At 62.2% G+C, this 23,610-nt stretch carries 20 protein-coding genes and 1 tRNA gene; 12 read left to right on the top strand and 9 right to left on the bottom strand.

What is annotated here, in order from left to right; all coding sequences use genetic code 11:
* Positions 1-127: 127 nt before the first annotated feature.
* From bcor_RS05555 to rpiA, 4 genes are all read left to right on the top strand, one after another.
* Entirely contained in the window at positions 128-1,216 is a 1,089-nt protein-coding gene (locus bcor_RS05555) for a diacylglycerol/lipid kinase family protein (RefSeq protein WP_033497655.1), read from the top strand.
* Positions 1,217-1,280: 64 nt separating this feature from the next.
* Entirely contained in the window at positions 1,281-2,954 is a 1,674-nt protein-coding gene (pgm, locus tag bcor_RS05560) for a phosphoglucomutase (alpha-D-glucose-1,6-bisphosphate-dependent) (protein ID WP_033497653.1), read from the top strand.
* An 81-nt stretch (positions 2,955-3,035) separates the two neighbouring features.
* Positions 3,036-4,154: a ribonuclease H family protein gene (locus bcor_RS05565; protein WP_033497651.1), complete on the top strand. Its 1,119-nt coding sequence runs from the start codon at positions 3,036-3,038 to the stop codon at positions 4,152-4,154.
* Between the two features lie 93 nt (positions 4,155-4,247).
* A complete protein-coding gene (gene rpiA / locus bcor_RS05570) occupies positions 4,248-4,946 on the top strand; it encodes a ribose-5-phosphate isomerase RpiA (protein ID WP_033497649.1) in 699 nt (232 codons plus the stop codon).
* A 78-nt stretch (positions 4,947-5,024) separates the two neighbouring features.
* On the opposite strand, the gene bcor_RS07430 is transcribed toward rpiA, so the two are convergent.
* Positions 5,025-5,114, bottom strand: coding sequence for a 30S ribosomal protein bS22 (locus bcor_RS07430; protein WP_003817716.1), 90 nt, complete (start codon positions 5,112-5,114; stop codon positions 5,025-5,027).
* A gap of 68 nt (positions 5,115-5,182) precedes the next feature.
* Positions 5,183-5,806, bottom strand: coding sequence for a hypothetical protein (locus bcor_RS05575; RefSeq protein ID WP_033497647.1), 624 nt, complete (start codon positions 5,804-5,806; stop codon positions 5,183-5,185).
* A gap of 131 nt (positions 5,807-5,937) precedes the next feature.
* Here bcor_RS05575 and radA point away from each other — a divergent pair, with 131 nt between their 5' ends.
* The 4 genes from radA to bcor_RS05595 all read left to right on the top strand — a co-directional run bounded on the left by radA (position 5,938) and on the right by bcor_RS05595 (position 10,839).
* Positions 5,938-7,347, top strand: a complete 1,410-nt coding sequence (radA, locus tag bcor_RS05580; RefSeq protein WP_033497645.1) for a DNA repair protein RadA — start codon at positions 5,938-5,940, stop codon at positions 7,345-7,347.
* Positions 7,348-7,415: 68 nt separating this feature from the next.
* Positions 7,416-8,939: an adenosylhomocysteinase gene (locus tag bcor_RS05585; RefSeq protein ID WP_033497643.1), complete on the top strand. Its 1,524-nt coding sequence runs from the start codon at positions 7,416-7,418 to the stop codon at positions 8,937-8,939.
* Positions 8,936-10,324 carry an amidohydrolase family protein gene (locus tag bcor_RS05590; RefSeq protein ID WP_051875713.1) on the top strand — a complete coding sequence of 463 codons (1,389 nt, stop codon included), beginning with the start codon at positions 8,936-8,938 and terminating at the stop codon, positions 10,322-10,324. Before bcor_RS05585 ends, bcor_RS05590 begins: the two co-directional genes overlap by 4 nt.
* A gap of 26 nt (positions 10,325-10,350) precedes the next feature.
* Positions 10,351-10,839 (top strand): cupin domain-containing protein, encoded by a 489-nt coding sequence (locus bcor_RS05595; protein WP_033497640.1) that lies wholly within the window; start codon positions 10,351-10,353, stop codon positions 10,837-10,839.
* Here the strand turns inward: bcor_RS05595 and bcor_RS05600 are convergent.
* Positions 10,814-11,635 (bottom strand): 5'-methylthioadenosine/S-adenosylhomocysteine nucleosidase, encoded by an 822-nt coding sequence (locus bcor_RS05600; protein WP_158332637.1) that lies wholly within the window; start codon positions 11,633-11,635, stop codon positions 10,814-10,816. The two genes, bcor_RS05595 and bcor_RS05600, sit on opposite strands and share 26 nt — an antisense overlap.
* Before the next feature lie 244 nt (positions 11,636-11,879).
* On the opposite strand from bcor_RS05600, the gene bcor_RS05605 reads away from it, so the two are divergent.
* From bcor_RS05605 to bcor_RS05615, 3 genes are read left to right on the top strand one after another with little or no spacing between them, the layout of a single operon-like run.
* A complete protein-coding gene (locus bcor_RS05605) occupies positions 11,880-12,743 on the top strand; it encodes an ABC transporter substrate-binding protein (RefSeq protein ID WP_045921510.1) in 864 nt (287 codons plus the stop codon).
* Positions 12,744-12,779: 36 nt separating this feature from the next.
* Positions 12,780-13,637: an amino acid ABC transporter permease gene (locus bcor_RS05610; RefSeq protein ID WP_033490611.1), complete on the top strand. Its 858-nt coding sequence runs from the start codon at positions 12,780-12,782 to the stop codon at positions 13,635-13,637.
* A complete protein-coding gene (locus bcor_RS05615; RefSeq protein ID WP_033490613.1) occupies positions 13,634-14,407 on the top strand; it encodes an amino acid ABC transporter ATP-binding protein in 774 nt (257 codons plus the stop codon). Before bcor_RS05610 ends, bcor_RS05615 begins: the two co-directional genes overlap by 4 nt.
* Before the next feature lie 214 nt (positions 14,408-14,621).
* On the opposite strand, the gene ribF is transcribed toward bcor_RS05615, so the two are convergent.
* The 5 genes from ribF to nusA form a co-directional block, all read right to left on the bottom strand.
* Positions 14,622-15,806 (bottom strand): bifunctional riboflavin kinase/FMN adenylyltransferase, encoded by a 1,185-nt coding sequence (ribF, locus tag bcor_RS05620; protein WP_033497638.1) that lies wholly within the window; start codon positions 15,804-15,806, stop codon positions 14,622-14,624.
* 92 nt (positions 15,807-15,898) lie between these two features.
* Positions 15,899-17,035: a tRNA pseudouridine(55) synthase TruB gene (gene truB / locus bcor_RS05625; protein ID WP_033497636.1), complete on the bottom strand. Its 1,137-nt coding sequence runs from the start codon at positions 17,033-17,035 to the stop codon at positions 15,899-15,901.
* A gap of 185 nt (positions 17,036-17,220) precedes the next feature.
* The gene (gene rbfA / locus bcor_RS05630) at positions 17,221-17,829 is read right to left on the bottom strand and encodes a 30S ribosome-binding factor RbfA (protein ID WP_081870375.1); all 609 of its coding nucleotides are present in this window, start codon (positions 17,827-17,829) and stop codon (positions 17,221-17,223) included.
* Between the two features lie 137 nt (positions 17,830-17,966).
* A complete protein-coding gene (infB, locus tag bcor_RS05635) occupies positions 17,967-20,819 on the bottom strand; it encodes a translation initiation factor IF-2 (RefSeq protein ID WP_033497634.1) in 2,853 nt (950 codons plus the stop codon).
* A 185-nt stretch (positions 20,820-21,004) separates the two neighbouring features.
* The gene (nusA, locus tag bcor_RS05640; protein ID WP_033497632.1) at positions 21,005-22,063 is read right to left on the bottom strand and encodes a transcription termination factor NusA; all 1,059 of its coding nucleotides are present in this window, start codon (positions 22,061-22,063) and stop codon (positions 21,005-21,007) included.
* 71 nt (positions 22,064-22,134) lie between these two features.
* Between nusA and bcor_RS07305 the strand changes: the two genes are divergently transcribed.
* Positions 22,135-23,070, top strand: a complete 936-nt coding sequence (locus tag bcor_RS07305) for a hypothetical protein (protein WP_148303975.1) — start codon at positions 22,135-22,137, stop codon at positions 23,068-23,070.
* A gap of 392 nt (positions 23,071-23,462) precedes the next feature.
* Here bcor_RS07305 and bcor_RS05650 read toward each other — a convergent pair.
* Positions 23,463-23,551, bottom strand: a tRNA-Ser gene (locus tag bcor_RS05650).
* Positions 23,552-23,610 lie beyond the last annotated feature (59 nt).

The following is a 23,610-nucleotide window of genomic DNA, read 5'->3' on the forward strand; positions in this document are numbered from 1 at the left end:
GCACATCACGTCCTTGCATTGTTTACACCCCGAACCATGAATGCGCAAGGTGACAGGCAACGTAGAGGATTCGTTCATGTCTGGTCGGCTCCCGATGCCTCGCCGCCAGGGACGGCACAATGGAATCATGCCAACTCCAGCAGTCGTCTTCCTGTGCACTCTGGCAGGACTTGCCATTGTCTTTGCGGCGGTGGCCCTTCTCATGCGCGCTTACAAACAGCGGGAGTTCGCACGCAAACTGGAGGCCAGGGACGACGACCAGGTCAGTTACGCCTTCATCATCAACCCCTCCAAACCCCAGGCCGCCGAGACCCGTGAACACATCCAGGCCTACTGCAAGGCCAAACACATCCGTGAGGTTCGCTTCATTGAGACCCGGCTGGACAGGGATGGGAAGGCATGCGCCCTGATGGCACTTGAACAGGGGGCCCAGGTGGTCGTCGCCGTCGGTGGCGACGGGACGGTTCGGACAGTGGCAAGCGCCCTGGCTGGAACCGGGCAGGCCATGGGCATCATTCCCATCGGGACCGGCAACCTCTTCGCCAGGAACATGGGCATTCCCGTCGGCAATCTGGACGCCGCCCTGACCGTGGCGACCTCACACGGATCCAACCTGGTGGACGTGGGCCGCATGTTCCTCCTGGACGGACAGGACAAGGACCGCGGGCATGCCTTCCTGATCATCGCCGGCATCGGGTTCGACGCACTGATGATCGACGACACGGACCCCAATCTCAAGAAGACCGTGAGCTGGCTGGCCTACTTCATCAGTGGAGCCAAGCACCTGTTCGCCCCCAAATACACCGGCGACATATCCATCACCCGCCCCGACCAGGTGACCCAGACCAACACATCAGTGACCTTCCGCACCTTCATGGCCGGCAACTGCGGCGAGATTCCGGGATTCTCCCTGATGCCCAACGCGTCCTGGGACGACGGAAACCTGGACTTCGAAATCATCGACACCTCGGCGGGACTCATAGGCTGGGCCAACCTCTTCGGCGATGTCATGCACCAGACCATCACCCGCAAGGCCAGCAAGTCACCCCTTTCCACCAACTCGACCATCGTCCAGCTCCAGGGGCCCCGGGCGGAAATCAAGCTGGATGACCCTGCCCTGGCACAGGTTGACGGGGACATCCTGGGAGAGACCCGCCACATCGCCCTTGAGGTGGAGCGTCAGGCCCTGAATGTCCGGGTGCCCCAGACCGACTGACACCTTCCTCCCTGCCTCCACTCCCCTCGGATAGTTCTCCCATGCCGGTGGCATGATAGAAGGCATGGCAGCACAGAATGCGGGCATGCCCGCCACACCTGATGATCTGATCAACCTGGACGACCTGATCGGCAAGTACTACGACCTTGTTCCCGATCCCGGCAACGATGCCCAGAAGGTCTCCTTCGGCACCTCAGGTCATCGCGGGTCGGCCCTGACCACCTCGTTCAACGAGGCTCATATCGTCGCCATCAGCCAGGCCATTGCCGAACGACGCAAGGCCGAGGGAGTCACCGGCCCCCTCTACCTCGGGCGGGACACCCACGGCCTATCCCTTCCTGCGTGGAAGACCGCAATCGAGGTACTGACAGCCAACGGGGTCCGGGTCCGGATAGACGCCAACGACGACTACACCCCCACCCCCACCGTCTCCCAAGCCATATTGACCCACAACCGTGCCACTGACGGAACCCAGCGCTTCACTGGCTCTGACCTGGCGGACGGAATCGTGGTGACCCCCTCACACAACCCGCCCACCGACGGCGGATTCAAGTATGACCCGCCCACAGGGGGGCCGGCCCCCGCCGAGACGACCAATGCCATCGCCGCACGAGCCAATGAGCTTCTGGGCGACTACCGGCGGGTAAGGCGGATTCCCTTCGAGCAGGCCATCGAGTCCGATCTGGTGGAGCGGTTCGACTTCCGCGAGCACTACGTGGCCGACCTGGGCAATGTCATCGACTTCGACCTGATTCGCTCCTCGGGCGTACGTCTGGGCATCGACCCGCTCGGCGGTGCATCGGTCAACTACTGGCCCCTGATAAACGAACGGTATGGGCTGAACATCGGTGTCGTGAATCCTGAGGTGGACCCAACCTGGCGGTTCATGACCGTCGACCACGACGGAAAGATACGGATGGATCCCAGCTCCCCCTTTGCCATGAAGGGCCTGGTGAACAGGCTCGAAGCCGGGGCCTGGGATGCTTACGACCTGGTAGGCGGCACAGACCCCGATGCGGACCGTCACGGCATCGTCTGCCCGGGCAGTGGAGTCATGAATCCCAACCATTACATCGCCGTCTGCGCCGAGTACCTCTTCTCGGGCAACCGGCCCGGATGGCCCGAGGGCGCCGGTATCGGCAAGACCCTGGTCTCCTCATCCCTGATCGACCGCGTGGCCGCCTCCATCGGGGCAAGACTGGTCGAGGTGCCCGTGGGCTTCAAGTGGTTCGTTGACCCCCTCTTCAAGGGTGAGGTCGCCTTTGGCGGCGAGGAGAGCTCCGGCATGAGTTTCCTGCGTCGGGACGGCCGGGTCTGGACGACAGACAAGGACGGACTGATTCCCGACCTCCTGGCCGCGGAAATCACGGCGCGGACAGGGAAGAACCCGGCCCAACTCCACCAGGAGCAGGTCGAACGCTTCGGCCAGAGTTGGTATACGCGTGTCGACACCCCCACCACCCTGGAACAGAAACAGAAGTTCGCCCGTCTGAACGGCGACGACGTCACCGCTTCAACCCTGGCCGGTGAGCCCATCACCGCCAAGCTGACCGAGGCACCGGGCAACCAGGCAAGGATAGGCGGCATCAAGGTGACCACCAAGGACAATTGGTTCGCCGCCCGCCCCTCCGGCACCGAGAACATCTATAAGGTCTACGCCGAGTCCTTCGTCTCCCCCGAGGCCTTGGAGCAGGTCCTGGACGAGGCCGGCCAGGTGGTTGACAAGGCCCTGGGCTGAGCCGCATACGCAATCTCATACCCCCGCAACCAAACTGGCTGGTTGCGGGGGTTTTCTGACATGCTGTCTAATCTGGAAACCATGACAAACGATAAGACCGTGGTCGTCTCAACAGACGGCAGCGCCCTGAGCAATCCCAACGGACCCATGGGATGGGCCTGGGCCGACCACCAGGGTGGGGATGCAGACGCAGGAGGGGCCAGCAACGGCACCAACCAGATCGGCGAGCTCTGCGCCGTGCTCCAGGCCCTGCGTGCCCACCCCGGAAGCGATTCCCTGGTAATTCAGACCGACTCGCAGTACGCCATCAACTGCTCCTCCAAGTGGGTGCACGGATGGAAGAAGAAGGGGTGGAAGAACGCCGCAGGCAAGCCGGTCAAGAACCGCCAGCTGATTGAGGCCATCGACAAGGAAATCAGGCAACGCCAGGGGTCCGTGACCTTCGTATGGGTCAAGGGCCATGCCGGCGATGCCTTCAACGAGAAGGTCGACTCCCTGGCCCGGGGGTACGCCGAATCAGCCAAGAACGGTGGACGCACCGGATGCCTGCCCATCGAGGGGTGGCAGTCGCTCCTGTGCTCCGACTACACCCAGGGGCTGCAGGTACCGGATGAGGTACAGCAGGAGCTGGATGGGGGACCTGCCGTTCTGGATGCCCGGGGACGCAAGCGCAGCACCACCAGCTCCGACGACCGGCCGCTTCCCACCGAGGAGGAAGAGATGGAAACAACGACCGCAGAAGCAGAAGATTCGTCAATCACAAACACCCAGTCGCAAGCCGAACAGCCGCCTGAGAACGATTCTGACATCAATGAACAAGCGGAGCCGGAAGGGCGGGATGATTTAAAACAATCGGCAGATGCAGTACCTGATGAGCGGAATGACGATCCGCCGGCGCAGGCAATGAACGCCCAGGTCCCTGATTCCCCGGAGAGCACAGAACCAGACATGGCCTGTCCGCCCGAAGAGGACGGGGCCCCATCATCAGCAGAGCCGACGGACACTCCCCCGACCTCCCGAGGACTGCTGACCAAGGGCGAGGTCGTCATAACCCCGCCCCCCTCGCAGAGCCCCAGTTTCGCTGGACACAGGCTCCACATCACCGGTTCGATTGAAATCGACGGGTACATAGACCAGGAGGGCAGGGTGGTCATCGACCAGGCCCCCTTCCGCCTGCACGGCATCGAAATCGATGACTGACCGCCCGGCAGCAAGATGACGAACGGGTTCGCGTACTATGGAACCAAGCTTTGTATAGGCCACACCTCGTAATGGGGCTGGATAAGGAGAACAATGGACAAGACCGAACAGGACAGGCTGAAGATGGCCGCCGGCATCGAAGCGGCCAAGCTGGTCGAGAACGACATGATCGTCGGCCTGGGCACCGGATCGACGGTGCGATTCTTCGTCGATGAACTGGGTCGCCGCGTGCAGGAGGAGGGGCTGACGTTCACGGGGGTCACCACCTCCCTCCGCACCAAGGAACAGGCCGAGGGATACGGCATCAACATCGTTGACGTGGATGATGTAGACCATATCGACATCACCATCGACGGCGCCGACGAGGTTGACAAGAACTTCGACGGCATCAAGGGTGGCGGCGCCGCACTGCTCTGGGAGAAGATCGTCGCCACCAATTCCAGCAAGATCGTTTGGATCGTCGATGAGTCAAAGGTCGTTGACACCATCGGCCGATTCCCCCTGCCCGTGGAAGTCATCCCCTTCGGCGAGCGCCACGTCCTGGACCGCTTCAAGGAGCGGGGCTACGAACCCGTCCTCCGTCTCGACGACCAGGGCCAGCGGGTACTGACCGATGAGCACAATCACGTCATCGACCTCCACATGGAGAAGATCGAGCATCCCGAGGATCTGGCCCAGGACCTGATCACCACCGTAGGCGTGGTGGAGCATGGACTCTTCCTGAACATGGTCGACACCGTCATTGTCGGCGACCCCAACGGCCCACGAGTCATGACGAACTCCAACAAGTAGGCAGCAGAAGAAACAAGAAACCCCCGAATCAAACCGATTCGGGGGTTTCTCCGACCCTGAGGGCCGTAAGTCATAAAGCTACTTGCGCTGGTGACGAGTCTTACGCAGCATTTTGCGGTGCTTCTTCTTGCTCATCCGCTTGCGGCGCTTCTTGATGACAGAACCCATCCGAGCCTCCGATCCTTATATACCTGGAAGTGTCCAACTTGCCCAATAGTACACCGCTTGGGCGACTACTAGAGAGGGAATGCCTTGTAAAAGGCTTCCAGGGCCGCCTTGGGCCCCTGAGCCTGGAAGACAACAGTGTCATTCTGCCATAGCGCCTGGGCGGTTTTGGCATCCCCGGCGACTTCCCTCTCCACATAGACACCGGTGGCTCCGCCTTCAGCCTTGACCCTGCCGGAAGCAAGCTCCTTGCCGGTCATCCCGGCCGCAAAGGCGTCGTAGGCCTGTTTGGCATCAGCCGCCTTGGTCCACTGCGCCAGGTGGAGGGTCACCTCCTCGCCGTCCTGACCGGTGGAATAGACCAGGGTATATTCCTCGACCGGCACCCTGGCCCCCCAGTCCGTGGCGGCTTCAGCCTTGGTACGGGCAAAATCGGAGACCGCATCGGGCATGGCCTTGAGCAGCTCACTTGAGTTCTCCGGAAGCGGCACGGCGGCGATCCTGGGACTGGGCTTGGCTGACTGCCCCTGGCTCTGCCCGGCCGTTGCAGTCGCTCCCGCGTTTGGCCCCTGACCCTTAACGGCCCAATGAGGCCAGACGAATGCGGAGAGAAGGACCAGAACAACCACGGCAGCCAGGGCGATGACCAGCCTGATACGGCGACGACGAACAGCAGTTGATGGAGTAGTTGGCATACCCCTATTCTCTCATAGGCGCGACGCGACCGATGCGAAGAGTCGTTGCAAGCGATTCGCCTTTCGATGAACCATCCACCTCCGAGTGAATATGACTACCCCTTGTCGCTCAATTTGGATAGCGTGCTGGTATGGCCAAGACTGGATTGCAATACGTCTGCACCGACTGCGGATGGACCGGCGCAAAGTGGTTCGGGCGCTGCCCTCAATGCGGGCAGTGGGGAACCGTCGAAGAGTTCCGCGAACCCCGATCCAGGAGTGCGGAGGGGCCGGGTTCCGCCGCAGGCGGAGGTCACACACGCCCGGCCAAGCCCGGCTCGGAAGAGGCGAAACCCATCACCCGGGTAGGTTCCGAAGACCCCACCAGGGTACCCACCGGATTCACCGAGTTCGACAGGGTCCTGGGCGGTGGGATCGTGCCCGGGTCGGTCATATTGGTGGCCGGGGAGCCCGGAATCGGCAAGTCCACACTTCTCCTGGAAACGGCTGGCCGGGTGGCCGGCAGGAACAATGACGGCACCAAGGTCCTCTATGTATCCGGAGAGGAATCCCAGGCCCAGGTGCGCATGAGGGCCACCCGTGTCGGGGCCGTCAAGGATTCACTCCTCCTGGCCTCCACAACAGATCTGGCCACGGTGCTGGGGCTTATCGAACAGGAGAAGCCCGACCTGGTCATCGTCGATTCGGCCCAGACCATCGTTTCCGACAAGGTTGATGGAATCTCGGGAGGGTCGACCCAGGTACGGGAGGTGGCCATATCCCTGATCGACATGGCCAAGACCTATGACATTCCCGTCCTCCTGGTGGGTCACGTAACCAAGGATGGGTCCATTGCGGGTCCACGCACCCTGGAGCATCTGGTCGATGTGGTCTGCCAGTTCGAGGGCGACTCCCAGACCGCCCTGCGCATGCTGAGGGCGACCAAAAACCGGTTCGGTCCTACCGACGAGGTCGGTTGCTTCGACATGGGCGAGCAGGGCATCGAAGAGGTGACCGACCCCACCGGCCTCTTCCTTTCGGCCTCCCAGGACCAGGTGGATGGGACCTGTGTCACCTTCACACTTGACGGACACAGGAGCCTGCCCATCGAGATCCAGGCACTGGTCACAGCCTCCGTCCTGCCGACACCCAGGCGGAACACCAACGGCATCGACACCAACCGTCTGTCCATGCTGGCTGCGGTCCTCTACCGGCACGGGCATGTGAACCTGCTTACCAAGGACTTGTACGTGTCCACGATTGCCGGCGGGCTGGCCAAGGAGCCGGGTTGCGACCTGGCCATCGTCTCGGCCCTGGCCAGCGCCGCCAGCGCCAAGCCCATCGAAAAGACCACCTGCGCCATCGGAGAGATTTCCCTGACCGGCCAGGTACGGCCGGTGCCCCAACTGAACCATCGGCTGAACGAGGCCGCCCGGTTGGGATTCACCCGTGCCCTGATACCTGTCGCCAGGGGGAAAAGAACCACCAAGCCCATTCCCGGGTTGGAGGTTGTTGAGGTATCCACCCTGACCGATGCTCTGGATGCCCTGGGGGTCCGCTGACCACAGCCATACGGGCTGGTGCCCGAAAGGCTATAAGATGGCAGGAAACCCTAGTCTCAGGAGAGAGCATGCCCATCAATCACGCGCATGGGGAAGTCCCTGACTTCCCCACCTGGGCGGCAGCCATGTCGCAAACCAGCAACCGGTCACTGGCCGGAGCCAGGCTGGTCCTGCCCGACGACACCATGACCGATTGCCAGCGACAGCGACTGATCAGCCAGGCCCAGGAGTGGGGAATGGTCGTGCAGGATGTCGACAATGTGGACGCCACCGCATCCGAGGATTCCGCCCGCCCCCATCCCACTGACTTCGACCTGCCATTCGGCCCCACGGAGACCATGGTGGATATGCGTCGGTCCAGCGGGGGCGAGGCCATAGACTGGGCCCAATCCCGGATGCCCATCCTGACCGGGCTTATGGCAAGGCTCAAGTCCGAAGTGGACTTCGGCTCGGCACGGATCGCCACCTGTCTGATCCTGGAACCCAAGACTGCCGTGCTGCTCAGGGAGCTGAAGCGTGCAGGGGCCGAGGTGGGTGTCTACTGCGAACCCGGGGCCGTGGACCAGCGGGTCGCCGATCAGCTCAAGCAGGAGGGAATCACCGTATGCGCCGACTCCTCCTGGGACGACGACCAGGCCAGGCAGGGTGCCCTGGACCTGATGGACAGGATCAACCCCAACCTGATCATCGATGACGGAGCCTCCTTCGCCCGCCTGGCTCTCCGCGAGCGCCCGCACATGGCTGCGGACCTGATGGGCGTCGCCGAGGAGACCACATCCGGAGTGAGGGCCTTTGCCGCCATGGAAAGGGATGAAGCCCTGACCTTCCCGGTCATCGCCGTCAACGACAGCCTGATGAAGACGGATTTCGACAACGCCCACGGCACCGGTGAGACCTGCCTGACCACCATGCAATCACTCCTGGGGGCACACTGTTTCCAAGGGCAGCGGGTCCTTGTTGTCGGATATGGACCTGTCGGGCGCGGGTTCGCCCTGGGCGCCAGGGCTCTGGGCGCCCATGTCAGCGTCAGCGACACCGACCCCCGGGCCGCGCTCCGTGCGGTATTTGATGGCTTCCCCTCCCAGGACACCTCGGAGGCCCTGCCCGTGGCCGATATGGTCATCTCGGCCACGGGGGTCACCCACACCATCGACCTGGAAGACATGCAAGCCATGAAATCGGGAGCGGTCCTGGCCGTCATTGGGGGAATCGCCAATGAGGTGGCCCTGGACCGAATCCCGAACTGGCTCCCCGATCAGGTCGATGAGGTCATGACCATCAGCGTCCCGGACGGGCCGGAGCTCACCCTGATCAGCCAGGGTGATGGGGTCAACTACACGGCAGGGGGTGGCAATCCGATTGAAATCATGGACCTGAGCTTCGCCGTCCAGGTATCCGCCCTGGCCCACCTGATCAGGCATGGCAGAGAGTTGGATCGGAGGGTCCACCGGCTCCCCGACCAGGTCGACAGGCGCATCGCTTCACTGGCATTGGAGGCCCGCGGCTACCAGGTACGCCATCAGGCATCCGAGACCGTCCAGGATTGGAGAACCACCCGTTTTGATGCCCGAAGGGAGAAATCGCAGGCATGAAGACAGCATCATCGGCACTGGGCAACCTGGGGCTGGGAGAAGACCGCTTGGCGGATGTGACCGTATACTCCGCCAAGCTCGTCATCCCCGTCACCGCACCGGTCATCGTCAATGGGGCCGTTGCGGTAAGCGGCGACAGGGTGGTCCATGTGGGCACACGGGCCTGGGTCCTCCAGGAGCTCAAGGAGGAGGCACCCGGGGGCAAGGTGACCGAACGGTACTGGGACGGGATTCTCATGCCGGGTCTGGTCAACGCCCACACCCACCTGCAGTACACGGGCATGGCCGAGGTGGGTCAGGGCGAGTACAAGGACTTCCACGCCTGGGAAGAGGCCTTCAACCTGATTTACGACGATGAGAGCCTGCCCCACGCCTGGCGCTACTGGGCCATGGAGGGAGCCCGGCAGTGTGTCGAGTCCGGCACCACGGCCGCGGCCGATATCGTCACCGACCTGGACGCGGCTGCGGGCATGGTGTCCCAAGGTATGCACGGCATCACCTACTGGGAGGTCATGGGCTGGGGAAACGAGGACTGGGACGACAGGGGCCGGTACCGCCTCAACCTCGAGCTGCATCGACTGGAGGAGGAGCATGTCCGGCAGTTGGGCATCAGCCCCCATGCCCCCTACACCCTGGAGGCCGAGCCTTTTGTGGACCTGCCCGACATCGCCAGGCGTCTGAACATGCGGCTCCACATCCATCTGGCTGAAACACCCCTGGAGGCACGAACGGAGGCCCCTGAATCGGAACGGGCCATATCGTCCGCCATCCGGGGCGACGAGACCTGGACCAGCTATCGAGAATACAAGCGGGAGGGGCAGGGACTCTCGGCCATCCAGTTCGTGGACCAGCTGGGCTCCCTGGGGCCGGACGTGCACATCGCCCATGGGGTCTGGGCGGATGAGGAGGACCGTCGAACCCTCCGTCAGCGCCAGGTCTCCGTAGCCCTCTGCCCCAGGTCCAACCGAATCACCAACACCGGCAAGGACGCACCGGTAAGCCGGTACCTCAAGGAGGGAAACGCCCTCTGCGTGGGTACCGATTCCCTCTCCAGCTCCCCCAGCCTGGACCTTATGGACGAGGCCGCTGCGCTGTACCGGCTGGCACGCCAACAAGGGTACGGAGGCAGGGATCTCCCCCGCAGACTGATCCACATGCTGACCCTGAACGGGGCCTCCGCCATGGGATTGCATCTGGCAGCCAACCGGATAGGGCAGATCAACGCCGGATCACTGGCCGATCTCGCCTTCATGGATATTCCCGTCCGGACGGAAAACGCGGACGCCATCGATCGGACCCTGGAGGAGCTGGTCGCCTCCGGCGGCGGCCACAACCGAGCCACCCTCATATCCGGCCGGGTGGCCTACAATGCCGGTATCTTCTGATTGAACCGAGAAGGACGGAGACCCTTATGAGCTTGGCGCTACAGGACATGAGTCCCTACGCACGTTCCCTGGTAGACCGGCTGGGACTGGAGCCCCACCCCGAAGGCGGCTGGTATGTGAGTGATTGGCGGAGCACCCATATGGACACCGCCAGCGAGAGGCCGCTCTCATCCCTGATTTACTTCCTCCTGGCCCAGGGCGATGCCAGCGCATGGCACAAGGTGGATGCCGACGAAATCTGGCTCTGGCACGGACCGGCACCCGTCCATCTGCAACTGGGAGGATACGGCGACTCCCCCGCCCGGGAGCCGGACCAGTTGACCGATATCTCGCTGGGATCACAGCTGACCGAGGGCGGAAACACCGCAGCCGATGCAACCCCTTGCGGGCACTATCTGGTTCCTGAGGGATGCTGGCAGCGGACCCTCCCAAGCCAGGGCGATGCGTTGGTGTCCTGCGTGGTCAGCCCCGGCTTCACCTTCGACGGCTTCATCCTTGAGGATTCAACAGACTGACCGTCTTGAGGGCAACCCGCGCGGCGGCATCGGCGGCCCTATCCATATCGGCCTCATGGCTGTTCAGGTCATCATAGGCCTGGCCGCAAGGGTTGCTGATGCCCCGCACACAGAGGAAGGGCACCGCACACTTACCGCAGACCTGAGCCGCGGAGGCCTCCTCCATGGCCTCCCCGTCGGCCCGGAACCTGGTGACCAGCTCGTCCAACACCTCAGGAGCGGTGTTGAAGCGATCGCTGGTCGAGATGTTGCCGACCACAAAATGAGTCTCCTGGCCACTCCTTTCCCCTCCTGGTTCCACTACCGGTGCCGGGCGGGCATCGCGTCCCCTCCAACGCCCCGATGCGACCAGGTCCCCTACGGATTCAGCCCGCTGGTAGCCCAGTGCCTCGGCAGCTGAGGTGGCGGTTTGGAGAAGGTCCGAATCAGCCGGGAAGTACTCCAGGTAGGGAGGACACTCGGCGATGATTGCCGTGTTGGTTTCCGCATAATGCTGCTCGGCCCCGATAAGCAGGTCTCCAATGGCCAGGTTGGGGTTGATCGATCCTGCGATTCCGCTGAAAATCACCGCCTGCGGATTGAACCGGTCAATCAGGAACTGGGCGCAGGAGGCCGAATTGGCCACTCCCATACCACCGACGCAGACCGCCAGATTCATGCCGGCATAGGTTCCGGTCCACACATGGTTCCCAAGCAGGGCAAGCTCCTGCCGCCCCTCCAGTGCGGCCCTGATTGGGGCCGCTTCCCTGTCCAAGGCGCATTGAATGGTCACGGTGCTGATCTGTTTCCTGTCCATGGTTCGATGGTCGCCGACATGGCCGACAAACATTGGTCGCATAGATGAAATCTAGAGGCCCTTATAAGAAAAAACTGAAGTGCTATCCTCCATATGGATGTCTGTACGGGCGCGCTCCGGTAGACCTTTGCCGCTAGTATGGTTCCCGTCCGGACGGTTGAGGAGATTATCGCCGAGACTGGTTGTTGACCGGATCCGATCCCAGTAGCCACCACAGTCATTGTCACTAAGGAGCAATCCACACATGACCCTCTTCACCAGGAAGACAACGACCAGGTTCATGGTCGCAGCACTCACCTTCGCTACCCTGATGTCGGGAGCGGCCTGCGGTTCCGGCTCGTCCTCGGCCAAGGACGACACCAAGTCGGGAGCCATCACCGAAGAGACCATCAATCCCGGTACCCTGACCATCGCCACGGGGGATCCCGCATACACGCCCTACGTCGAAGACAACGATCCCGAGAGCGGCAAGGGCTATGAGGCCGCCGTCGCCTACGCGGTCGCCGAGAAGATGGGCTTCAGCAAGGACAAGGTCAAGTGGACCCGCACCTCCTTCGATGCCGCCATCGCCCCGGGCACCAAGGACTTCGACATGAACATCCAGCAGTTCTCGATCACTTCGGAACGCAAGAATGCCGTCGATTTCACCCCCAGCTACTACAACTCCACCCAGTCCCTGGTTGTCCACAAGGATTCCAAGTACGCCTCGGCGAAGTCCCTGAGCGAGCTCAAGGACGCCAAGATCGGCGCCATGGTGGGTTCGACCTCATACACTGTGGCACAGGACAAGCTCAAGAAGGACGTCCAGACCTTCAACGACAACGCCACCCTGGCCCAGGCACTGGATACCAACCAGATCGACGCACTGGTCATTGATACCCCTTCGGCCTACAACATCGTCGAATCCAAGCAGGTCAAAGAGGGCGCCGTACTCGGTCAGATCAAGGGATCCGAGGATCCCGAGGGCATGGGCATCGTCCTCCCCAAGGATTCCAAGCTGACGGAAGCAGCCTCCAAGGCCGTGACCGAACTGGACAAGGACGGCACCTTGAAGAAGCTGCAGGAGCAGTGGCTGCACGAGTACACCTCCACCCCCACCCTGGGCTGACCAGAGTCGGAACAGACGGATCAGAATCGGTCAGGTATGTCTTCAACCGCGCAAATACACATCAGTGAGGTTCAGAGGGAACGGGAGCAGTATGACCGTCACCAGAACCTGAAGTCAGTGGCCACCAGCATCGTCAGCACCCTGGTGCTGGCCTTCCTGGTGGCCCTGGGTCTCCATTACGCCCCGGGCTGGCCCAGGGTCAAGGAATCCTTCTTCTCGGGCAAGTACTTCGCCCTCGCCTTCCCCAAGGTGCTCCAGGGACTCTGGCTCAACCTCCAGGTCCTCTTCTTCGCAGTAATCGGGGTGGCGATCCTGGGAACCCTCCTGGCCATGATCCGGACCAGCCGTTCCCCCTTCCTCTTCCCGCTCCGGGCCTTGGCCCAGGTCTACACCACAATCATGCGCGGTATCCCCATGATTGTGGTCCTCTACCTGATCGGGTTCGGCATTCCCGGCCTGGCCATCTTCGGCCGGATTCCGGTGGCTCTCCTGGGCACGGTGGCCGTGATTCTCTCCTACTCCTCGTATGTGGCCGAGGTCCTCAGGGCCGGCTTTGAGGATGTAAGCCCTTCACAGCGGGCATCGGCCCGTTCCCTGGGCCTGACCTCGGGCCAGACCATGCGTATCGTGGTCATCCCCCAGGCCCTGCGCAAGGTGGCCCCTGCCCTGATGAACGACTTCATCTCCATGCAGAAGGATGTGGGGCTGATTTCGGTCCTGGGTGCCGTCGACGCGGTACGGGCCGCCCAAATCGTGGTTGCCACCAGCTACAACTTCACACCTTATGTGGTTGCATCGGTCCTCTTCATCTGCACCTCGGTGCCCTTCATTCTTCTCAATGACTGGTATTCCAACAGACTTCGCAAGCGCGAGCAGAGTGGAGGGATGGTATGAGCACCACGACACGCGTTCCCGAAACCGGTGGGGAAACCCCGGTTCTGCGCCTGGACCAGGTTCGCAAGTCCTATGGAGGCAACGAGGTTCTCAAGGGAATCTCCTTCGACATCAAGCCCCACGAGACCGTAGCCCTCCTGGGTCCCTCCGGGTCGGGTAAATCCACCCTGATGAAGTGCATCAACCTGCTGGAGCGGGTCAACGATGGACAGATCTGGCTGGGCGACACCGACATCACCGACCCGCGGGTGAACCGGGATCAGTGCAGGTCGCGGATTGGTGTGGTCTTCCAGCAGTTCAACCTCTTCCCCCATATGAACGTTCTGAAGAACGTCACCCTGGGTGCCATCAAGGTCCACGGTGTCCCCAAGGACCAGGCCAGGGAGAGGGCCCTGGAACTCCTGGACAGGATTGGCATGAAGCAGAAAGCCGGCGCCTATCCCGACCAGCTCTCCGGAGGCCAGCAGCAGCGTGTGGCCATCGTGCGGTCCCTGATGACCGACCCCGAGCTCCTTCTGCTTGACGAAATCACATCGGCTCTGGATCCGATGCTGGTTGGCGAGGTCCTGGAGATGGTCTCGGAGCTGACCGACAAGGGAACCACCATCCTTATGGCCACCCATGAGATGAGCTTCGCCCACCACGCGGCAGACAGAATCGTCCTCCTCCTGAACGGGGTCATCGCCGAAAACGGAACTCCCCGCGAAGTCATGGACGAATCGGAAAATCCCAAGACCAAGGAGTTCTTCAGCCACTTCCGAGGTCTGTAGACAGGGTATGTATGGGTGTGCCCCACCGGTTGCAATCGGTGGGGCACACCCATATGTCAATCACTCATCTTCGACTCGGAGCCCGGTACTGAGCGGCACGATCGTCATCATCTCAACCAGAATCTCAGAACTGGAACAAGCACCCGGCCAGGCCGGCCCCATCCACGATTCCAATCTGGGCGGGGCTGCCGCATCACGCCGGATCCGTGTCGGGTTACCCTACCGCCTTGTCGGTCAAGACGCCGGTGTGCTGAGCATCCAATGCAAGTTGGTCCTTGAGCTCGTCAGCACCCGCGTACCGCTCTTGGGGACGCAGGAAGTCAAGGAACTCGATACGGACCCGGTGCCCATACAGTTCCAGCCAGTTATCGGTGATGACATTGGCTTCCAGCACCCGCTCTGCATGCCCGCCTTCGGACTGGAAGGTCTCCTTGGTACCGATGGAGATCGCCGCCGGCATCCGCCAGGGAGAACCGGAAGCCAGACGAACATGTCTGTCAAGCGTCTTGGCCACACCCCCGGTTGGCCCCTCCCCCTCACCATCTCGGCTGGCATCACGTACCGGCCCCATGTCGACCAGCCAGCCGGCATAGACTCCATCCATCGGCATATATCCGCTATGCTCACTGCTCAGATTCGCAGTGGGAAAACCAAGCTCCCGTCCACGCTGCTCCCCCTGAACCACCAGCCCCTCGACCGAGTGGACTCGACCCATAATCTCGGAAGCCTCCCGAACACGCCCCTCGGCCAGGAGGTGACGCAGGTTCGTGGTGCTCCAGACCCGGACCCTCCGGCGCCCTTCACCAGAGGAGGCTTCGCTGGGTTCAACCGCCCCGTCCCCGCCCAGGGATACATATCCCGGACCCCTGTCGTCGACTACATCCAAACGGAACATGCCCGTCTCTTCCGCCTGGTCTCCGATGGCAGCGACATCGCCGGTCCGCCCGGCACCCATCCGAGCATCCCGGCCCAGAACGAGAGTCTGCATGCCCAGCCTGTCGACCAGCTGCCTGATGAAAAAGCGGTATGACTTGGCAGCAAATGCCAATGTGTAGTGAACAATCAGTACCCGATCCAGCCCCATCTCCTCCATAAGGCGGACGCGCTCATCAACCCCCATGACCTCTTCGGAGTCATGGCCCAGCAGGTCATTGGGCAAATCAGCCATGGCATGCGTGTCCGCATAGAGATGAACCCGCTTGGGACTTGGGTCGAACATGATGGCCACCGCTGTGGAGTCCGATTCGGCAGCAAGGTCCACCACACGTTCCAAAACAGCCTGATGACCCCGATGGACCCCATCGAACTCACCCACGGTCAGCACGGAACCCCTGGTCGTACTCAGCACCGGCCACTCCACGATACCGGCCGGATTCGGTTTCAACCTGCTGACTTTCATCTGTGTCCCGTCGACTGTTGAGGCCTTCCCGGAACGGACAAGGCCAGACTCATTAGCACTTTAACCCAGCCTGGAAAGCCAGGCAATACGATTCACCGCTGGGAATCACGGCGGAAGACGACATCCGGTTTCGACAGCTGGCCCCCATGGGGTACCAGGACGGCAGCGAGGTATGGGCCTGTTTCATCCCTGGCGATGGCGGCCGTGGCCCCCTCGACCCCCACTTTCAGGAAGCGGCCGTTTGCCAGCATGGCGGCCTCCTCCCCATCGACCTCGATGGTGGGCATGATCAGCCTGGCAGCATCGACCAGGCTGATGGAGCCTCGCAGTATCTCCTCGGAGGACTGGTCCAGATCGACCCTGTTCCTGGAGACCGTCTGACCTTGACGGTCCGTATAGGTCCTGGCCGAGACCTGCCCGGTGACCAACCTGTCTTCCAGGTCCGGAGTCTCAAGATCGAACCGACCCACCCTGGTCCTACGCAGACTGGTCAGGTGCCCACCGGTGCCCAGCAGGTCACCCAAGTCCCTGGCCAAGGCACGGATATAGGTCCCGCTGGAACAGGTCACCACCACATCCAGATCCACCACTTCCAGCCCGCCTGACGGGCTACCGGGTGCTTCTGCAGGTAAGGCACCTTCGCAGGATGACGACCTATCAAACTCACCTGTTTCAGGCTGCTGGTCGACACCGCCCATGTCCTTGCCCGGCAGGACCAGGGTGCGGTAATCCAACACCTCGAAACGAGCGATGTGTATGGGCCGAGCCGCCAGCTCGACCTCCTTGCCCTGCCTGGCCAGATCATAAGCCCGACGGCCGTTCACCTTGATGGCGGAGAACGAATCGGGCACCTGATTGATATCACCTGTAAGGTGGTCGGCGATGGTCCGCTCCACGGCAGCACGGTCCAGACCCTTGACCGCCTGCCGGACGTCCGGCCCGGAGGGAAGCATCCTTCCCTCGGCATCGTCGGTGGTTGTGGCCTGTCCCAGACGAATCGTGGCGAGATAGGTCTTGTCATGACCGACGACCACCTTGAGCAGGCGGGTGGCCTGCCCAAACCCAATGATCAGCAGGCCTGTGGCCATAGGGTCCAGGGTTCCGGCATGTCCCACCCGCCGCATGCCCAGCGTGGAACGCACAGCCGCCACCAGGTCATGGCTGGTCACCCCCTGGGGTTTGTCGACCAGGACAATACCAGACCGGTTTTCCTGTCCGGAACCCTTCATACCATCCACCTTTCCGGCACATATACAACCGATACAGCGCAACTTACATACGGGGAGCGAGTTTCATCCTCGTGCTCTGCGATACCACCGGGCGCCGGTTCCGATGAAGCAGAAACCTGCACACCATCGGCGGCGGGAAGCATGAGGATGAGACCATTCCTGGTTGTTTGACAACCAGGAACCGGTCACTGCTCGTCCGGCCAGGACAGCATGGAAGCCGTCCGGGAGGCGGGGCCGAGGGGTTGATCGTCCTGTTCTTCAGCAAGCCCCGCAGCTTCCGCGGCCTGCTCCCCATCCGTACCCGAGTCGACGTCACCGGTCGCGGTTCCGTCCTGGTCCGTGTTTTCGTAATCCTGGTTTTCATCATCGTCATGACGGTAGGGATCAGGGTCTCCGGCATACTGGGCGGTGGCCCTGGCCTTGGCGATTTCCTCGTCCCTGTGACGGGCGGCGGTGAGCACATCTTCGATTTCGGTGGCTTCGGCCGGCACCTCATCATAGATGAACCGCAGGGTCGGCGTCAGGCGAAGGCCCGCCCTGGCACCGACCAGGGAGCGCAGACGCCCGCTGGCCTGGCGAAGGGCCTGCTGGGCACGCTTCCGCTCACCCTGCTCTCGACCCTCCCGGCCCAACTGGGTCCAGTAGACCTTGGCGATCTGCAGGTCGTTGGTCACCCTTACCTCGGTTATGGTGACACCACTCAGCCGTTTATCGTGCAGTTGTGATTCCAAGGATGACGCAATGACCCGCTGAATCAGCGCCGCGATTCGTACGGCGCGCGGATTGGTTCCCATCCTGGTTCCTTTCTCATGGTCTGTCATGGAAGTCCGCCCCGGACGGGATGACCCGAACCGGGGCGGAGGACCAGACCTGGCATCCGATGGGGACCGGCGACTTCAACCACCGGTCCCCCGATACCGTCCGTCTGTGATTACTTGCGCTCGACCTCGCGCATTTCGAAGGTCTCGATGATGTCGCCGATTTCGATGTCGTTGAAGGAGCCCAGGTTGATACCTGCCTCGTACCCCTCGGACACCTCGTTGACATCGTCCTTGAAACGACGCAGGGAAGATATCTCAAGGTCGTTGATGGTGACGACACCGTTGCGGGCGATGCGAGCCTTGGTGCCGCGCTTGACCGTACCATCCTGGACCATGACACCCGCGATGTTGCCGAACTTGGAGGAGCGGAATATCTCGCGGATCTCGGAGTGGGAGGTGGTGGCCTCTTCGTACTCCGGCTTGAGCATACCCTTGAGGGCGGCCTCGATATCCTCGATGGCGTTGTAGATGACCGAGTAGTACTTGATCTCCACACCCTCGCGGTCCGCCAACTCCTGGACCTGACGGTTGGGACGCACGTTGAAGCCGATGATAACGGCCTTGTCGACGGTTGCCAGGTTGACATCGTTCTGGGTGATGGCGCCCACACCGCGGTGAATCACCTGGATACCGACCTCGTCGGACACCTCGATCTTCATCAGGGAGTCTTCCAGCGCCTCGACGGAACCGGAGGAATCGCCCTTGATGACGATGTTGAGCATGTCGACCTCGGACTTGGCGAACTGCTCCTTCAGGCTTTCCAGGGAGACAACCTTGCGACGCTTAGCCAGCTGGGCCGCGCGGGCAGTGGCCTCACGCTTCTCGGCAATCTGACGGGCTGTGCGGTCGTCAGGGGCGACAAGGAAGAGGTCGCCTGCGGTAGGCACGGAGGTGAGACCAAGCACCTGGACCGGGGTCGAGGGACCCGCGGCATCCATCTGCTTGCCGTTCTCATCCAACATGGCACGGACGCGGCCATAGGCCGAACCCGCCACGATGGCATCGCCCACGTGCAGGGTACCCTGCTGGACCAGCACGGTGGCCACGGCTCCACGGCCCTTGTCCAGTCGGGCCTCGACGGTGGCTCCTCGAGCGTCCATGTCGGGATTGGCCCTCAGATCCAGGTCGGCATCAGCCGTCAAGAGAACGGCTTCGAGCAGCTTATCGACGTTGGTGCCCATCTTGGCGGAGATGTCGACGAACATGGTGTCGCCGCCGTACTCCTCGGAAACCAAACCGAACTCGGTCAGCTGTCCACGAACCTTTTCGGGGTTGGCCCCGTCCACATCGATCTTGTTGACCGCCACGACAATCGGCACGTGCGCCGCCTGGGCGTGGTTGATGGCCTCGACCGTCTGGGGCATAACGCCGTCATCCGCAGCAACGACCAGAATCGCCACGTCGGTCAGCTCGGCACCTCGGGCTCGCATGGCCGTGAAGGCCTCGTGACCAGGGGTATCCAGGAAGGTGATCTTGCGATCCTCGCCTTCCAGCTTGACGGTGGCCTGGTAGGCACCGATCCTCTGTGTGATGCCACCGGCCTCGCTTGCCGTGGTGTTGGTCTGCCGGATGGTATCCAGCAGTCGCGTCTTACCGTGATCGACATGGCCCATGACCGTAACCACCGGGGGCCGCGGCTTCAGGTTCTCGTCGTCCTGGCTCAGCTGCTCCTCATCAAGGTCGATGTCGAACTGCTGAAGGAGTTCCTTGTCCTCCTCCTCGGCGGAGACGATCTTGATGTTCCAGCCAATCTCCTCACCCAGAATCTGGAAGGTGGCCTCGTCCAGGGATTGCGTGGCCGTAGCCATCTCGCCCAGGTGGAAGAGGACCGTGACCAGGGCCGCGGGATTGACATTGATCTTGTCGGCCAGATCGGCCAGGGTTGCGCCCTGACGGAGCTGAACGGTACGGCCGTTACCGGCGGGGATGCGCACACCGCCGATGACGGGTGCCTTCATCTCCTGGAATTCTTGCCTCTTGGCCATCCGGTTCTTACGGGCCTTGGAGGACTTGCCGCCCTGGCGCCCGAATGCACCTGCGGCACCGCCCCGGCCACGACCACGCGGGGCAGCGCTACCGCCACCAGGATGGAATCCGCCTGAAGCAGGAGTCGATGAGGCTCCGAACCTGTTGCCACCGCCCTGATGCGACTGCTGTCCGGGGCGGTTATGGCCCCACTGGCCCGGACGTGCACCCTGGCCTCCTCTGGGAGCACCGCCACCTCGACCATTGCGGAACCCACCATGACCGCCGCCCCTGCGGCCGTCGTTGACGGTCGGCTTCGCCATGGGATGCGGCCTGGGGATATCGGAAGGAACCGGTGCCTTCATGCCCTGCTTGCGACTGAAGGGGTTGTTGCCGGGGCGGGGTGCCGAAGCACCGGGACGCCCACCATGAGCACCAGGAGTACCGGGAGTAGCTGCACCGGGGCGACCACCACGCTGCCCTTGCGGGCCGGGACGGCCGGCGGAGGAGGCAGGCCTTGCCTGACGGGGCTGTCCGTCCTCACGGCCCTTGGAGGGCTGGGCCTGAGCTCCACGCTCTGGCCTGCCGTCCTCGCGGGCCGAGGAGGAACCGGGCTTGGGTGTGTGTGCATCCGAAGACTGTTGGGGCTGAGACACAGGGGCCTCAGGCTGGGAGACCTTGCGGGACTGCCCTGGCTTGGGACTTGGGGCTCCAGGCTTGGGACCGGTTTCCGACGATGATGCCGCCGCGCCCGACTTGGCACTGGTGCGATTCGTCGAGGCTGCGCGGGCAGACTGTCCGGGCTTTGCTGCGCCCTCGGGGGAGGACTGGCCGGCCCCGCCCTGGGGGAATGAGCTCTTGAGCCGGCGAACCACCGGCGCTTCGACAGTGGAGGAAGCGGACTTGACGAACTCCCCCATGTCCTTCAGCTTTTCAAGGACAGTCTTGCTGTCCACGCCAAGTTCCTTGGCCAATTCATATACGCGTGCTTTGGGCACTTACTTTTCTCCTTTACCGGACCGCGCATATGAATGGCGCGATCACTCTTCCATGACGGCGAACATATCCTGTATCATCGTGCGACCATGATTGTGTTACCTCGTCTCAGTGCCGGAGCTGGGGGCATGGGCCACCAAGCTCGGAATATCAAGTCCAGCATACTCGCCTGGTCGGATGTTCCAGGTCACTTCTCTTCGTCGGTGGAAGAAGTCTCCCCCGTCGCTTGTTCGCGCAGTTTCTGCTGGCGAGCCTCCTCGGACTCGATGCCGATCTTCCAACCGGTCAGTTTGGCGGCAAGACGGGCATTCTGCCCCTCCTTGCCGATGGCCAGTGAGAGCTGGGCATCCTTGATGAAGGCGATGGCCGTGCGGTTGGTCTCGCTGACGATTTCGACCTGCCGCACCACAGCGGGTGAGAGGGCCGCAGCCACATACTTTGCGGGGTCCTCGGACCAGTCGACGATGTCGATCTTCTCGGGTCCCAGGTTCTCCATGACGGCACGGACCCTGGCACCGGACGGGCCGATCAGAGCACCCTTGGGGTTGACCCCCTTGGAGGTGGCACGGACCGCAATCTTGGTGCGCGCACCGGCCTCACGGGCGATGGACATGATGGAGACGGCCCCGGACACCAGCTCCGGCACCTCCCGCTCGAAGAGACGACGGACCAGTTCGGGATGGGACCGGGAAACCACAATCTCAGGCCCCTTGAGTCCACGGTTCACGTTGACCACATAGACCCTGATACGCTCGCCATGCCTGTAGCGTTCACCAGGAACCTGCTCGCGCCTGGGGAGGATGGCCTCCACGTCTCCGACGGCCACATGCACATTGCCCGGGTCATTGGCGTCCTGTTGGACCACGCCGGTAATCAGGTGTCCCTTCTGCCCGGAGAAGGCACCGAAAATCCGTTCATCCTCAGCCTGGCGGAAGAGCTGGCGAATAACCTGTCTTGCCGTGGAAGCGGCCAATCTGCCGAAGTCCTTGGGCGTGTCGTCGTATTCCTCCCCAAGGTCATATCCGGGGTGAGGATCGTATTCTGTGGGCTCCCGAGGGGTTTCGTCCTGGGCCCAGACGGTGAATGTGCCTGCCCGTGAATCCAGTTCCACCCTGGCATGGCGGGCTGCATGCGGCGATTTCTGGTAAGCAAGCAAAAGGGCCTCGCTCAAGGCTTGGTCCAAGGTCTCGGCATCAATCCCTTGCTCGTTAGCCAGCTGATGAATCTCAGCCAGGTCCAGTTCCATGTCAAGACCTCCTATGAAGTTATCAGACCCTGCTTCTTCCTGGTCTGCAATCCCTACTATTCTAGCCATTCATGCAGACACTCCAGGATTTCCGCCCCTCCAGCTCTTCAGGGCGTTCGAAGGGGCGAATCCTCCGTCTCATGTCAGCGGCTTTTGCAGGACTTCTGCTGACTCCCGCCCTGGCTGCATGTTCCAATCCCACCCCCATCAAGGTATCCGTCCAGGAGCCGGGCGGTCTCCGGACCAGTACCTGTGAAACCGCCTATTCCAGAGCCTCCACGCGAGAGCACCTGGATATGGGGCCTTTCGGTATCGCCACGGCGGAGTCTTATGAAGAAACCGCCCAGTCGTGGATAGATGCAGCCGTCGAGTGCCCCTCCAGACGTGATGAAGCGGCCGTCTACGCCGCTCGTGCCCACATGCGAGCCTGGCATGTACAGAGTGGGGAGGCCGCCGGGGCGAAGCCGTCCACAAGCCTCGCCATCTCCTCGTCCGACAACCTGGATACCGCCGCCGCAACCATGGGGAAGGAGGCGGCCACACAGGCAGCCAAAGGCGAGGACATGGCTGGTTTCGCCATGTCGGTCCTGGCGGCACGCCATGCCGGCGCGGAATGGATGCTGTCCCTGTCGGACGCCCATACCACGGCCGGGCAGATTCTGGTCTCCCACCTGGAAGCCGACCCGCGGCCAGGCACCTACTCGGTCCAGGAACTCCTGGCCCACCCTGACACCATCATCGACAAGGCCAACGGGCTTCGGGCCCCAACCACTGCCCTTGTGGAAATGAACGCCGCCCGTTCCATCCTGGCCTCCATCGATGCCATGTCCAAGACCACATCAGGAACCGGTAAGCACCAAGAAGGCTCGGCCGACGAGGCCGCCAGGAACCATCGGAAAGCCGTGCGGGAGTTGACCGACCTGGCCGTCTCCCACATATACCTCTCCCTGGCGTTCGGTTACCCCAATACCAAGACGGCCATCTTCGCGCCACTCTCCGCATCCTGACCCCGGTCCTCCAGTTGGGCAAGCCGGGAATTCAACCCCTGTCCCGGTTGATTTTCATGGCGTTGACGGTATCTAACGGTGTTAAGATAGAACGTGTTCCGAGCGGCTATTCCGTTGGAACACGGGGGGTATCACCAAGTCAGCGTAGGGGATGGTGAACACTGTTCCTGCTCCCCTGCGTTGACGGGTGTCCGGCATACGGCTGCCACCCTCACTGAGCCGTCCCGGTGATTCATCAGTCTGGTTCAACTGCTTGCATGGTGCGAGAAACCTGACGAATAGACCGCTTTCAGCCTCTCTTCGTTCTTCTACGGGACTCCGCACTCGAACATCTCCGTGCACGAGTCCGACAGAACATAAGGAAAAAACCCCGGGAATCCCGGGGCTCTCATTGGCGGTTGAGGAGAGATTCGAACTCTCGGAGGGGGTTGCCCTCACACGCTTTCGAGGCGTGCTCCTTAGACCGCTCGGACACTCAACCAATGTCGTTGCACGACGCTGCCGAACAACAACTTTTCCATTATGCCACACCTTCCCCGT

The organism is Bifidobacterium coryneforme (assembly GCF_000737865.1).
GTDB lineage: Bacteria > Actinomycetota > Actinomycetes > Actinomycetales > Bifidobacteriaceae > Bombiscardovia > Bombiscardovia coryneformis.

Excerpts from the sequence above, each read along its gene's own strand:
- bcor_RS05585 (WP_033497643.1), top strand. The coding sequence starts at position 7,416 with ATGCCCATCAATCACGCGCATGGGGAAGTCCCTGACTTCCCCACCTGG.
- pgm (WP_033497653.1), top strand. The coding sequence starts at position 1,281 with ATGGCAGCACAGAATGCGGGCATGCCCGCCACACCTGATGATCTGATC.
- ribF (WP_033497638.1), bottom strand. The coding sequence starts at position 15,806 with ATGAAAGTCAGCAGGTTGAAACCGAATCCGGCCGGTATCGTGGAGTGG.
- rbfA (WP_081870375.1), bottom strand. The coding sequence starts at position 17,829 with ATGGGAACCAATCCGCGCGCCGTACGAATCGCGGCGCTGATTCAGCGG.
- radA (WP_033497645.1), top strand. The coding sequence starts at position 5,938 with ATGGCCAAGACTGGATTGCAATACGTCTGCACCGACTGCGGATGGACC.
- bcor_RS07430 (WP_003817716.1), bottom strand. The coding sequence starts at position 5,114 with ATGGGTTCTGTCATCAAGAAGCGCCGCAAGCGGATGAGCAAGAAGAAG.
- bcor_RS05575 (WP_033497647.1), bottom strand. The coding sequence starts at position 5,806 with ATGCCAACTACTCCATCAACTGCTGTTCGTCGTCGCCGTATCAGGCTG.
- bcor_RS05555 (WP_033497655.1), top strand. The coding sequence starts at position 128 with ATGCCAACTCCAGCAGTCGTCTTCCTGTGCACTCTGGCAGGACTTGCC.
- bcor_RS05565 (WP_033497651.1), top strand. The coding sequence starts at position 3,036 with ATGACAAACGATAAGACCGTGGTCGTCTCAACAGACGGCAGCGCCCTG.
- bcor_RS07305 (WP_148303975.1), top strand. The coding sequence starts at position 22,135 with ATGCAGACACTCCAGGATTTCCGCCCCTCCAGCTCTTCAGGGCGTTCG.
- bcor_RS05610 (WP_033490611.1), top strand. The coding sequence starts at position 12,780 with ATGTCTTCAACCGCGCAAATACACATCAGTGAGGTTCAGAGGGAACGG.
- bcor_RS05590 (WP_051875713.1), top strand. The coding sequence starts at position 8,936 with ATGAAGACAGCATCATCGGCACTGGGCAACCTGGGGCTGGGAGAAGAC.
- rpiA (WP_033497649.1), top strand. The coding sequence starts at position 4,248 with ATGGACAAGACCGAACAGGACAGGCTGAAGATGGCCGCCGGCATCGAA.
- truB (WP_033497636.1), bottom strand. The coding sequence starts at position 17,035 with ATGAAGGGTTCCGGACAGGAAAACCGGTCTGGTATTGTCCTGGTCGAC.
- bcor_RS05615 (WP_033490613.1), top strand. The coding sequence starts at position 13,634 with ATGAGCACCACGACACGCGTTCCCGAAACCGGTGGGGAAACCCCGGTT.
- bcor_RS05600 (WP_158332637.1), bottom strand. The coding sequence starts at position 11,635 with ATGGACAGGAAACAGATCAGCACCGTGACCATTCAATGCGCCTTGGAC.
- bcor_RS05605 (WP_045921510.1), top strand. The coding sequence starts at position 11,880 with ATGACCCTCTTCACCAGGAAGACAACGACCAGGTTCATGGTCGCAGCA.
- nusA (WP_033497632.1), bottom strand. The coding sequence starts at position 22,063 with ATGGAACTGGACCTGGCTGAGATTCATCAGCTGGCTAACGAGCAAGGG.
- bcor_RS05595 (WP_033497640.1), top strand. The coding sequence starts at position 10,351 with ATGAGCTTGGCGCTACAGGACATGAGTCCCTACGCACGTTCCCTGGTA.